The sequence below is a fragment of the Streptomyces sp. col6 genome (assembly GCF_008042035.1).
Lineage (GTDB): Bacteria > Actinomycetota > Actinomycetes > Streptomycetales > Streptomycetaceae > Streptomyces.
Map to the genome: position 1 here is coordinate 1519960 of NZ_RDBL01000013.1, position 12770 is coordinate 1532729.

The window sequence follows — 12770 nt, forward strand, 5'->3', positions numbered from 1 at the left end:
CCTTCCCCCTCCACACCGAGGCCGTCCGCCGCTGGTTCGCCGGCCGCTACCGCTGAGCCCCCGCCCCGGACCCGCACCGGGCGGTCCACCGCGCCGCCGCCTTCCCGCTCCACCACGACCCGCCCGCCCACCAGCCGCGACGTGTACCGCTCGACCTCCACCGGCTCCCAGCCGTCGCCCGCGTCCAGGACCACCGTCCCGCCTCCGGTACGCCCCTCCACCGGCGTCCACACCTCCAGTTCGAGGCCGCCGTCCGCACCCCGCACCGGTATCACCGCCCCCGCGCGTGCCAGCACCGGCACCCTCGACAGCGGCGCCTCCACCACCACCTGCCCCGGCCCCTCGTACACCGACCCGTCCGCCGTGCCGTACCAGCGCCCCGGCGGCAGCCGCACCGACCGCCGCGTCACCCCCGGCTCCAGCACCGGCGCCACCAGCAGCGCGTCGCCCAGCAGGAACGCGTCCTCGCAGTCCCGCAGCTCCCGGTCCCCGGGCGACGACCACCACAACGGGCGTACGTACGGCGCACCCGTGAGCGCGGCCAGCCGTGCCAGCGTCACCCAGTACGGCCGCAGCCGCTCCCGCTCCACCAGCGCCTCCCGCGCACCGGCCAGCACCTCGGGCCCGAACTCCCACGGCTCGCGGCGCCCCGCGTCGATCGCCGCATGCGTACGGAACAACGGCAGATACGCGCCCAGCTGGAACCACCGCAGATACAGCTCCGGCGACGGCGACCCGCCGAACCCGCCCACATCCGGACCCGAGTACGGCACCCCGCACAGCCCCAGCCCCAGCACCAGCGCCAACGAGGCGCGCAGCCCCGGCCAGCCCGTCGTCACATCCCCGGACCAGGTGCCCCCGTAACGCTGCACCCCCGCCCAGCCCGAACGCGAGAACAGGAACGGCCGCTCCTTCGGCCGCAGCCGGGCCAGTCCCTCGTAACCCGCCCGCGCCATCGCGAGTGCGTACACGTTGTGCGCCTCCCGGTGGTCACCGCCGCGCCCCTCCAGGGCATGCCGTGCCGAAAGCGGCAGCGACGGATCACCGAACGACGTGAACGACACCGGCTCGTTCATGTCGTGCCACACCCCGGAGAACCCCTGCGCCAGGCGCTCCTCGTACAGCCCGCCCCACCACCGACGCACCCCCGGATCGGTGAAGTCCGGATAGACGCACGCACCCGGCCACACCTCCCCGCGCACCCCCGTCACCGGCCCCGGCACCCGCGCCCGCTCCGCCCCGCGCGCCGGCAACGCCCGCGCGTCCGCGCGCGCCCGGCGCCACGCCGAGCGCACCGTACGCAGCCCCCGCCTCGAACCGACCAGTTTCACCGAGCGCACCAGGTCACGACCGTTCATGCCGCTCACCCTGCCACCCGTCCGCCCACGAACAAGCGCCGTTCAACTTCCGTTCACCCCGCACCCGACGTGGCCGGACCACATACCGGGACACGACAGCATGTACGGGCAACCCTGGTGCGAAAGACGATCACATGGCATCGTCCGTGACGTCGCCTCACGCGCACACCCCAGCCCGTGCGCGCGACCTGCGCACACACCGCGTACCCGCTACAGCCAGGGAGCCGCCCCATGACCTCAGCAGCCGACGAAGCCCCCCTGTGGCAGCCGGGCCCCGACCGCGTCGCGGCCGCCGCCGTCACCCGCTTCCAGAGCTGGGCGGCCGAGCACCACGGCGCACCGGCCGAGGGCGGCTACGCCAGTCTGCACCGCTGGTCCGTCGACGAGCTCGACACCTTCTGGAAGGCCGTCGCCGAATGGTTCGACGTCCGCTTCTCCACCCCGTACGAGCAGGTCATCGGCGACCGCTCAATGCCCGGCGCCACCTGGTTCCCCGGCGCCACCCTCAACTACGCCGAACACGCGCTGCGCGCCGCCGAGGACCCCCTGCGCGCCGGAGCCCCCGCCCTGTTCCACGTCGACGAGACCCACACCCAGGCCGCCACCTCGTGGTCCGAGCTCCGCCGCCAGGTCGGCTCGCTCGCCGCCGAACTGCGCGCACTCGGCGTCACCCCCGGCGACCGCGTCAGCGGCTACCTCCCCAACATCCCGCAGGCCGTCGTCGCCTTCCTCGCCACGGCCGCCGTCGGCGGCGTCTGGACCTCCTGCGCCCCCGACTTCGGCGCCCGCAGCGTCCTCGACCGCTTCCAGCAGGTCGAACCCGTCGTCCTGTTCACCGTCGACGGCTACCGCTACGGCGGCAAGGAACACCACCGCGCCGACACCGTCGCCGAACTGCGCCGCGAACTGCCCACCCTGCGCGCCGTCGTGCACATCCCGCTGTTGGGCACCGATGCCCCCGAAGGCGCCCTCGACTGGTCCGCCCTCACCGCGGCCGACACCGAACCGGTCTTCGAGCAGGTCCCCTTCGACCACCCCCTCTGGGTCCTCTACTCCTCGGGCACGACCGGCCTGCCCAAGGCGATCGTCCAGTCCCAGGGCGGCATCCTGCTCGAACACTTCAAGCAGATCGGCCTCCACTGCGACCTCGGCCCCGAGGACCGCTTCTTCTGGTACACCTCGACCGGCTGGATGATGTGGAACTTCCTCGTCTCCGGCCTCCTCACCGGCACCACCCTCGTGCTGTACGACGGCAGCCCCGGCTACCCCGACGTCAGCGCCCAGTGGCGCGTCGCCGAACAGACCGGCGCCACCCTCTTCGGCACCTCCGCCGCCTACGTCATGGCCTGCCGCAAGGCCGGCATCCATCCGGGACGCGACCTCGACCTCTCCCGCGTCCAGTGCGTCGCCACCACCGGCTCCCCGCTCCCGCCCGACGGCTTCCGCTGGCTCCACGACGAGGTCGCCGACGACCTGTGGATCGCCTCCGTCAGCGGCGGCACCGACGTCTGCAGCTGCTTCGCCGGGGCGGTACCCACCCTCCCCGTCCACATCGGCGAGCTCCAGGCCGCCTGCCTCGGCACGGACCTCCAGTCCTGGGACCCCGACGGACAGCCACTGACCGGCGAGGTCGGCGAACTCGTCGTCACCGCGCCGATGCCCTCCATGCCGGTCCGCTTCTGGAACGACCCCGACGGCAGCCGCTACCACGACAGCTACTTCGACGTGTACCCCGGCGTCTGGCGCCACGGCGACTGGATCACGATCACCGACCGCGGCTCCGTCGTCATCCACGGCCGCTCCGACTCCACCCTCAACCGGCAAGGCGTCCGCATGGGCTCCGCCGACATCTACGAGGCCGTCGAACGCCTACCCGAGATCCGTGAGTCCCTCGTCATCGGCCTGGAGGAGCCCGACGGCGGCTACTGGATGCCGCTCTTCGTCCACCTCGCCGAAGGCGCCGCCCTGGACGACGACCTCCGCGACAGCATCAAGCGCACCATCCGCGAGAACCTCTCGCCGCGCCACGTCCCGGACGAGGTCATCGAAGTCCCCGGCATCCCGCACACCCTCACCGGCAAGCGCATCGAGGTTCCGGTCAAGCGCCTGCTCCAGGGAACAGCCCTGGAAAAGGCCGTCAACCCCGGCTCGATCGACAACCTCGAACTCCTCCACTTCTACGAGAAGCTGGCCCGCGAACGCCGCTGACCCCACCACTGTCAGTGCCCATGGTTACGCTGAGTGAGCAAGAGTTCGACAGCGCACTGGGGGAAATCATGGCGCAGACCGGGAACAAGCGGACCACCGTCCACGGACGGACCGTCACCACCACCATGCGACGCACGCTCCGCCGCGAAGCACCCACCACCATCGGCCTGCTGACCGATGAACAGGACTTCGCGGCGATGCGCCGCTACCGCACCTTCACCTTCGACGACCACGACGTCTACCTGGAGCAGGTGGAGGCCCTCCTCAGGGCCCTCACCGCCCAGGGCGTGCACACGACGGTCGCCCTCTTCGACCCCCAGGAGTACGAGCAGTACTGCGCGGAGGCCGGCATCGCACCCGACACCCCGGCCGGCCGCAGCCGCTTCACCGCGGAGATCGCCTCCTGCGGCGCCACCGTCGCCTACGACGGGCAGCCCCTGGACACCCTGATCCCGGTGCTCGTCGGCCGGGCGGTCCGCCGGGCCACCTGGGAGTACGCCACCATGCTCCTGGCCGGCCTCGGCGACTGCGCCGACTGCGGCCAGGACATCGGCCGCGCCGCCTTCGACCGCGCATCCCACCTCCTGCAACGCACCCTGGAGGCGGCCGGCCCCGGCACCCACCACCTGGTGTGCAGCACCCCCACGGAGAACGACCAGCTGCTCGCCGCCCTGCACACCGACCGGGCCACCGCCGGACCGGCCCGGCTCGACACCGCGGAGGGCGCCGAATTCGTGAGCGTGCTCGCCGTCGGCATCGCCCTGGAGAGCCACGGCGGAGTCGTCCTGCGTACGAGCAACCCCGGCGCCCCGGACCGCGTGCACGGCTGGCGCCTCAGCCGGGGGAGCCTCGCCCCGCTCACCGAGGGCGAGGTCTTCAGCGCCTACTGCACCGACGCCGACACGGGCGAACCCGTCGCCCCCGAATCCGGCGTGGAGTACTGCGCGGGCTTCGACATCGGGGCCGACGAACCGGAACAGCACCGCTGATACGGCGAAGGGGCTTCCCGCCGTTCACCGGCGGGAAACCCTTTCACTCCATGGCGTGCGGCGCCGGACTACTCGCCCGACAGCACCGCCTGCGCGGCCCAGCGCGCTTCCTCGGCGGAGTCCGCCGCACGTGCGGCCGACGCGGCCCGCTCGCACTGCGCGAGCGTGTACTTGGCCAGCGTGGTGCGCACATAGGGAATGGAGGCCGCGCCCATCGACAGGGAGGTGACACCCAGACCGGTCAGGACACAGGCGAGCAGCGGATCGGAGGCCGCCTCACCGCACACACCGCAGCTCTTGCCCTCGGCCCTGGCGGCATCGGCGGACAGCGCGACCAGATCCAGCAGAGCCGGCTGCCACGGGTCCTGCAGCCGCGAGACGGCACCCACCTGACGGTCGGCGGCGAAGGTGTACTGCGCCAGGTCGTTGGTGCCCAGCGAAAGGAACTCCACTTCCTGGAGCACCGAGCGCGCCCGCAGCGCGGCGGACGGGATCTCGACCATCGCACCGAACTTCGCGTTCAGTCCGGCCTCGCGACAGGCGTCGGCGAAGGCCTTGGCGTCCGCGCGGTCGGCCACCATGGGCGCCATGACCTCGAGGTAGACGGGAAGACCCTCGGCCGCCTTCGACAGGGCGGTCAGCTGGGTACGCAGCACGTCGGGGTGGTCCAGCAGGCTGCGCAGCCCGCGCACGCCCAGCGCCGGGTTCGGCTCGTCGGCGGGCGTGAGGAAGTCGAGAGGCTTGTCCGCCCCGGCGTCCAGCACCCGCACCACGACACGGCCCTCGGGGAAGGCCTCCAGCACCGCCCGGTATGCGGCGATCTGCTTCTCCTCGGACGGCGCCTGCTTGCTGTCGTCCAGGAAGAGGAACTCGGTGCGGAACAGGCCCACACCCTCCGCGCCCGCCTCGACGGCCGCCGGCACGTCGGCGGGACCGCCCACGTTGGCGAGCAGCGGCACCTTGTGACCGTCCGACGTGGCACCGGGACCGGTCGACGCGGACAGCGCGGCCTTGCGCGCGGCGGCGGCACTCTCCATCTCCGCCCGCTTCTCGGCGCTCGGCTCGACGAAGATCTCGCCGGTGCTGCCGTCCACGGCGATCATCGTGCCCTCGGCCAGCTCGCCGGCACCGGGCAGCGCCACCACGGCGGGGACACCGAGCGCCCGAGCCAGAATCGCGCTGTGGCTGGTCGGACCGCCCTCCTCGGTGACGAAACCGAGGACCAGCGCGGGGTCCAGCAGCGCCGTGTCGGCGGGAGCGAGGTCGCGGGCGATCAGCACGTACGGCTCGTCGCTGTCCGGCACACCCGGCATCGGCACACCGAGCAGGCGCGCCACGATCCGGTTGCGGACGTCGTCGAGGTCGGCGACCCGGCCCGCCAGGTACTCACCGGCCCCGGCCAGCAGTGCGCGGTACGAGGCGAACGCGTCGTACACGCCGCGCTCGGCGGTGCTCCCGACAGCGATGCGGCGCTCGACATCGGCCATGAGCTCGGGGTCCTGGGCCATCATGGCCTGGGCCTCCAGCACGTGCTGGGCCTCGCCCCCGGCCAGGTTGCCGCGCGCGATGAGGTCGGCGGCCACCGCCTCCACGGCCTGGCGGGCCCGTCCCTGTTCGCGCTCCGCCTCCTCGGCCGGGATCTGCTTGGCCGGCGGTTCGAGCACCGCGGTGCCCATGTGCCGTACCTCGCCGATCGCCACACCGTGGCTCACGCCTACGCCTCGCAGCGTTGTCTCCATTTCACCCGTCTCCGGTCGTGCGGGGCCCGTTGCCTCCGCGGTGGTGGATATCCAGTCGGCTGTCACTGCGCCGATCGCGTTACTGCCAGCCGAACAGGGTGTCGCCGGCCGTCACATCGCCGGTCTCCACGACGTCGGAGAGGGAGTCGACCGTCGCCTCCAGCGCCACGACCGGGCACACCGGCGACTTGCCGGCCTTCTCGACGTCGGCGGGGTTCCAGCGGACGACGGCCTGGCCGCGGGTGACGGTGTCGCCCTTGCTCACGAGCAGCTCGAAGCCCTCGCCGTTGAGCTGGACCGTGTCGATGCCGAGGTGGGTGAGCACCCCGTGCCCCTCGCTGTCGACCACGACAAAGGCGTGCGGGTGCAGGGAGACGACGATCCCGTCCACGGGCGCGATCGCCTCGGAGGGCTCGCGGACGGGGTCGATGGCGGTGCCGGGACCGACCATCGCGCCGGCGAAGACCGGGTCGGGTACGTCGGCGAGACCGATGGCGCGTCCGGCAAGAGGGGACGTCACAGTGGTCATGGGGGGCCTCCCAGTGGAGCTTCGAAGGTGCCGCCGCGGCTTGATAGGAGGACGGCGTACTGCTCAGCAGACTAAGTCATGAGAAGTCCCGGTTCCGCCCGAGTCCTGGCGGTTCGAGGACCTAGGGACGCACCGGAAACGATTTGCCTCGACTACCGGCAACCTGTACTGTCGTACTCCTGCCTGGCCCCAACGCGACTTTGAGTCGGGGGTCGACAGCGGCTATTGAGCCCAAACCCTAACCCGAAATCGGGCACCCGCATGTCTGCGGGGGGCCGGTCAGGGAGAGCGAAAAGGTTTGATAGAGTCTGGTCCGCCGGAAAGGGAAACGCGAAAGCGAAGAACTGGAAAGCGAAATTCGCTTGACCCGCTTCGACCGGGAATCGGACACGAAAGAGTCTGATAGAGTCGGAAACGCAAGACCGAAGGGAAGCGCCCGGAGGAAAGCCCGAGAGGGTGAGTACAAAGGAAGCGTCCGTTCCTTGAGAACTCAACAGCGTGCCAAAAGTCAACGCCAGATATGTTGATACCCCGGCCTGCTTCGGCAGGTTGGTGGTTCCTTTGAAAGCCCTGCCGAGTCATTGACTGGGCAGGCAAAAACACAGCGAGGACGCAGTGGACAACAGGTCTTATTCCGGCCTTTGTTGTTCCGCTCTCGTGTATGTGTTCCCCGATTACGGGAAAACATTCACGGAGAGTTTGATCCTGGCTCAGGACGAACGCTGGCGGCGTGCTTAACACATGCAAGTCGAACGATGAAGCCCTTCGGGGTGGATTAGTGGCGAACGGGTGAGTAACACGTGGGCAATCTGCCCTTCACTCTGGGACAAGCCCTGGAAACGGGGTCTAATACCGGATAATACTTTCCTCCTCCTGGAGGAAGGTTGAAAGCTCCGGCGGTGAAGGATGAGCCCGCGGCCTATCAGCTAGTTGGTGGGGTAATGGCCTACCAAGGCGACGCCAGATGTGGAAGCCCGGTAACGGGTGGAGCTGACTGGTACTAATAGGCCGAGGGCTTGTCCTCAGTTGCTCGCGTCCACTGTGTTAGTTCTGAAATAACGAACGGCCGTGTTGTTGTCCGGTTGGTTCAATTTCATAGTGTTTCGGTGGTCATTGCGTTAGGGAAACGCCCGGTTACATTCCGAACCCGGAAGCTAAGCCTTTCAGCGCCGATGGTACTGCAGGGGGGACCCTGTGGGAGAGTAGGACGCCGCCGAACTCCTTTTAGGAAGAGCCCCGTGCCCTTGTGGCACGGGGCTCTTCTGCGTTTACAGGGGTGCTCGGCACCCCTGTGCGCCCGCCGGCCGGGGCTGAGGGTAGGGTCAGGGGGCATCATTGGCACGTTCTTGACACAGGAGGCCCCCGGGTGGAGGTCCAGGAGACCCGCGTTCAGACGGACCGGGTACTCACCATCCCCAACATCCTCAGCATGGCGCGTCTCGTCGGCGTGCCTGTCTTCCTGTGGCTGATTCTCCGCCCCGAGTTCGGCGGGCCCAAGAGTGACACCTGGGCGTTGCTGGTCCTCATGTTCAGCGGCGTCAGCGACTACCTCGACGGCAAGCTCGCACGCCGGTGGAACCAGATCAGCAGTCTCGGACGGCTCCTCGACCCGGCCGCCGACCGGCTCTACATTCTTTCCACTCTCGTCGGACTCACCTGGCGCGAGATCCTGCCTCTCTGGCTCACCATCGCCCTCCTCGCCCGCGAGCTGATGCTCCTCGTGATGGTGGGAATCCTGCGCCGGCACGGCTATCCGCCGCCCCAGGTGAACTTCCTCGGCAAGGCGGCCACGTTCAACCTGATGTACGCATTCCCCTTGTTGCTGCTCAGCGACGGTCATGGTTGGCTGGCAGAGGTGGCCACTGTTTTCGGATGGGCGTTCGCAGGGTGGGGTACAACCCTCTATTGGTGGGCAGGAATCTTGTACGTGGTTCAGGTCCGCCGCCTCGTCAAGGCGGATGCAGTAGCCGATTGAGCTCGTTCATGTGGTGCCGTGCAGCGTTGCCGGCCCGCGGCTGATGTCACAGAAGCTGCCCTGACGGGTCAAGTCGGCTCGACCGTCGTCTCTCAAGGAGGACGTTTCCGACATGAAGGCCGTTGTGATGGCTGGCGGCGAAGGCACTCGCCTTCGCCCTATGACCTCGAGCATGCCCAAGCCGCTCCTGCCTGTGGCCAACCGGCCGATCATGGAGCATGTGCTCCGGCTGCTGAAACGGCACGGGCTCAACGAGACGGTGGTGACCGTCCAGTTCCTCGCCTCCCTGGTGAAGAACTATTTCGGGGACGGCGAAGAGCTCGGTATGGAGCTCACCTATGCCAACGAGGAGAAGCCGCTCGGCACGGCCGGCAGCGTCAAGAATGCCGAAGAGGCGCTGAAGGACGACACCTTCCTCGTCATTTCCGGAGACGCGCTCACCGACTTCGACCTCACGGATCTGATCGCCTTCCACAAGGAGAAGGGCGGCCTGGTCACGGTCTGCCTCACGCGTGTTCCCAATCCGCTGGAATTCGGGATCACGATCGTGGACGAGCAGGGCCAGGTCGAACGGTTCCTGGAAAAGCCCACCTGGGGCCAGGTCTTCTCGGACACCGTGAACACGGGCATTTACGTCATGGAGCCCGAGGTCTTCAACTACGTCGAGGCCGACACTTCCGTCGACTGGTCCGGGGATGTCTTCCCGCAGCTGATGAAGGAAGGCAAGCCCATCTACGGCTATGTCGCCGAGGGCTACTGGGAGGACGTCGGCACGCACGAGAGCTACGTCAAGGCCCAGGCCGACGTGCTGGAGCGCAAGGTGGACGTGGAGATCGACGGTTTCGAGATCTCCCCGGGCGTCTGGGTGGCCGAGGGCGCCGACGTGCACCCCGACGCCGTGCTGCGGGGCCCGCTGTACATCGGGGACTACGCCAAGGTCGAGGCCGGTGTGGAGATCCGTGAGCACACGGTCATCGGGTCGAACGTCGTCGTCAAGAGCGGCGCCTTCCTGCACAAGGCCGTGGTCCACGACAACGTGTACATCGGCGACCACAGCAATCTGCGGGGCTGCGTGGTCGGCAAGAACACCGACATCATGCGCGCCTCCCGCATCGAGGACGGCGCCGTCATCGGCGACGAGTGCCTCGTCGGTGAGGAGTCGATCATCCAGGGGAACGTCCGCGTCTACCCCTTCAAGACCATCGAGGCCGGCGCGTTCGTCAACACCTCGGTGATCTGGGAGTCCCGCGGGCAGGCTCATCTCTTCGGGGCACGCGGTGTCTCGGGAATCCTGAACGTCGAGATCACCCCCGAGCTGGCCGTCAGGCTGGCCGGCGCGTACGCGACGACGCTCAAGAAGGGCTCCACCGTCACCACCGCCCGGGACCACTCCCGAGGCGCTCGGGCCCTCAAGCGCGCGGTGATCTCCGCGCTCCAGGCCAGCGCCATCGACGTACGGGACCTGGAGAACGTACCGCTGCCCGTCGCGCGCCAGCAGACCGCGCGCGGCAGCGCCGGCGGGATCATGATCCGGACCTCGCAGGGCGTGCCCGACTCCGTCGACATCATGTTCTTCGACGAACGCGGGGCGGACCTCTCCCAGGCCCGTCAGCGGAAGCTGGACCGGGTCTACGCCAGGCAGGAGTACCGGCGTGCCTTCCCGGGCGAGATCGGTGACATCTACTTCCCGTCCAGTGTCTTCGATTCGTACACCGGGTCCCTCCTGCGCAACGTGGACACGACGGGCATCGCCGACGCCCAGCTCAAGGTTGTCGTCGACGCCTCCAACGGCAGCGCGGGGCTCGTGCTGCCGAGCCTCCTGGGGCGGCTGGGCGTGGACGCGCTCACGATCAACCCCGGGCTCGACGAATCCCGCCCGACCGAGACGGCCGAGGCCCGGCGCAACGGCCTCGTGCGCCTCGGCGAGATCGTCTCCTCGGCGCGGGCAGCCTTCGGCGTCCGCTTCGACCCCGTGGGCGAACGGCTCTCGCTGGTCGACGAGCGGGGCCGGATCGTGGAGGACGACCGGGCCCTGCTGGTCATGCTCGACCTCGTCGCCGCCGAGCGTCGCAGCGGGCGGGTGGCGCTGCCCGTGACCACCACCAGGGTCGCCGAGCAGGTCGCCGCCTACCACGGCACGCAGGTCGAGTGGACGACGACATCGCCCGACGACCTGACGCGGGTGGGGCGTGAAGAAGGCACCATCTTCGGGGGAGACGGCCGCGGCGGCTTCATCGTTCCCGAATTCGCCAGCGTCTTCGACGGCACGGCCGCTTTCGTGCGGCTGATCGGGCTGGTCGCCAGGACCCAGCTCACGCTGAGCCAGATCGACGCCCGTATCCCGCGCGCCCATGTGCTGCGCCGTGACCTGGCGACTCCCTGGGCCGTGAAGGGCCTCGTGATGCGACGCGTCGTGGAGGCGGCCGGCGACCGGGACGTCGACACGACGGACGGCGTACGGGTCGTGGAGGCGGACGGGCGCTGGGTCATGGTCCTGCCCGACCCGGCGGAAGCCGTCACCCATCTGTGGGCCGAAGGACCCGACGACGCCTCCGCCCAGGCACTGCTGGACGAGTGGGCGGCGGTCGTCGACAGCGCGGGCAACTGAGGTCCGGCCGCCGGGACGGGCGGGCGCTCCGGCCGTTCCGGCGGCCGGGCGCCCGCCCGTCCCCCGGTCCGGCGGGCCGTCGGTGGGGCCATTCGGCGTAAGCCGCCGCGACATGCGACGATGTGCGGCATGTCGCAGCAGCCCCCCGCCGATCGGAGCACGGCCCCGCCGTCCAGACGCCCCGACGCGTCCATGTTGCTGCTGACCAATGTGATGGAGCACAGCCTGGACGACGGCTACGCCGAGGCCTCGGCGCGGCGCGCGGCGGACGGGCGCGCCGGCATGCCCCGTACGCTCAAGGCCAAGCTCGGCTTCGCGGCGTGCCTGGTGCTCGCCGCCCTGGTCGTCACCCTCGGCGCCGCCCAGGCGCGGGTGACCGCGCCGGTCCTGGCCAAGGAGCGCCAGGAGCTCATCGACCGCATCGACGCGGAGACGGACGCGGCCGACACCCTGGAGTCCCAGGTGGAGGAGATCCGCGACGACGTGAGCAGCCGCCAGCGCAAGGCCCTTGAGGAGCACGGCGGGGACCAGGGCGAGCTGGTGGCGCTGCTCTCCGGGGCGACGCCCGTGCACGGGCCGGGGGTGAAGGTCGTCGTCGACGACGCCGAGGACACCGACCAGGGCGGTGGCGGGCCCCGCGAGACGAGCGGTTTCTCCGACACCGGCCGGGTCAGGGACCGGGACATGCAGCGCGTCGTCAACGGCCTCTGGGAGTCCGGTGCCGAGGCCATCGCCATCAACGGCCAGCGTCTGACGGCCCTGTCGGCGATCCGCGCCGCGGGCGACGCCATACTGGTCGACAACAAACCGCTCGTGCCCCCGTACACGGTGCTCGCGGTGGGGGACGGCAAGAAGCTGGGTGCGGCCTTCCGCGAGAGCGCGGACGGGCAGTACCTGCAGGCGCTGAAGGACACCTTCGACATCAGGACCAGCATCGCCGTGCAGGAGCAGCTGAGCCTGCCGGCCGCCCCGAGCCTGATCGTACGGACGGCAGAGCCTTACAAGGCCGCAGACACTGGGAAGGGCACATCGTGATCGCCGTACTGGGCCTCGTCGTGGGAGTCGTGGTCGGACTGTTGGTCCGGCCCGAAGTTCCCGCGATGGTCGAGCCCTACCTCCCCATCGCCGTCGTCGCCGCGCTCGACGCGGTCTTCGGCGGGCTGCGGGCCATGCTCGACGGAATCTTCGTCGACAAGGTCTTCGTGGTCTCGTTCCTCTCGAACGTGGTCGTGGCGGCCCTCATCGTCTTCCTGGGCGACAAGCTGGGTGTGGGTGCTCAGCTCTCCACGGGTGTGGTGGTCGTGCTGGGCATCCGGATCTTCTCCAACGCCGCCGCGATCCGCCGGCACGTCTTCCGGGCCTGA

General features: G+C 69.6%; 8 protein-coding genes, 1 rRNA gene, 1 pseudogene and 1 other annotated feature. Of the genes and pseudogenes, 7 read left to right on the forward strand and 3 right to left on the reverse strand.

What is annotated here, in order from left to right:
* Positions 1-1256: pseudogene (locus tag EAO73_RS23610) on the reverse strand (glycoside hydrolase family 31 protein); the annotation flags it as partial.
* Between the two features lie 333 nt (positions 1257-1589).
* Between EAO73_RS23610 and EAO73_RS23615 the strand changes: the two are divergent.
* On the forward strand, positions 1590-3566 hold the full coding sequence (locus tag EAO73_RS23615; RefSeq protein WP_147973449.1) for an acetoacetate--CoA ligase: 1977 nt from the start codon (positions 1590-1592) through the stop codon (positions 3564-3566).
* Positions 3567-3634: 68 nt separating this feature from the next.
* Positions 3635-4555, forward strand: coding sequence for a hypothetical protein (locus EAO73_RS23620; protein WP_191134179.1), 921 nt, complete (start codon positions 3635-3637; stop codon positions 4553-4555).
* A gap of 68 nt (positions 4556-4623) precedes the next feature.
* On the opposite strand, the gene ptsP is transcribed toward EAO73_RS23620, so the two are convergent.
* Together ptsP and EAO73_RS23630 are read right to left on the reverse strand one after the other, a co-directional pair.
* Positions 4624-6294 carry a phosphoenolpyruvate--protein phosphotransferase gene (gene ptsP / locus EAO73_RS23625; protein ID WP_147973451.1) on the reverse strand — a complete coding sequence of 557 codons (1671 nt, stop codon included), beginning with the start codon at positions 6292-6294 and terminating at the stop codon, positions 4624-4626.
* A 79-nt stretch (positions 6295-6373) separates the two neighbouring features.
* Positions 6374-6823, reverse strand: coding sequence for a PTS glucose transporter subunit IIA (locus tag EAO73_RS23630; RefSeq protein WP_147973452.1), 450 nt, complete (start codon positions 6821-6823; stop codon positions 6374-6376).
* Positions 6824-7557: 734 nt separating this feature from the next.
* Positions 7558-7852, forward strand: a sequence feature (16S ribosomal RNA rRNA prediction is too short).
* Between the two features lie 73 nt (positions 7853-7925).
* On the opposite strand from EAO73_RS23630, the gene rrf reads away from it, so the two are divergent.
* The 5 genes from rrf (at position 7926) to EAO73_RS23660 (ending at position 12770) form a co-directional block, all read left to right on the forward strand.
* A 5S ribosomal RNA gene (gene rrf, locus EAO73_RS23640) occupies positions 7926-8042 on the forward strand.
* A 147-nt stretch (positions 8043-8189) separates the two neighbouring features.
* On the forward strand, positions 8190-8798 hold the full coding sequence (locus EAO73_RS23645; RefSeq protein WP_147973453.1) for a CDP-alcohol phosphatidyltransferase family protein: 609 nt from the start codon (positions 8190-8192) through the stop codon (positions 8796-8798).
* A gap of 112 nt (positions 8799-8910) precedes the next feature.
* Positions 8911-11406, forward strand: a complete 2496-nt coding sequence (locus tag EAO73_RS23650; RefSeq protein WP_147973454.1) for a mannose-1-phosphate guanyltransferase — start codon at positions 8911-8913, stop codon at positions 11404-11406.
* Positions 11407-11535: 129 nt separating this feature from the next.
* Complete coding sequence (locus EAO73_RS23655; RefSeq protein ID WP_147973455.1) at positions 11536-12441, forward strand: DUF881 domain-containing protein; 906 nt, start codon at positions 11536-11538, stop codon at positions 12439-12441.
* Positions 12438-12770 carry a small basic family protein gene (locus tag EAO73_RS23660; RefSeq protein WP_018522495.1) on the forward strand — a complete coding sequence of 111 codons (333 nt, stop codon included), beginning with the start codon at positions 12438-12440 and terminating at the stop codon, positions 12768-12770. Before EAO73_RS23655 ends, EAO73_RS23660 begins: the two co-directional genes overlap by 4 nt.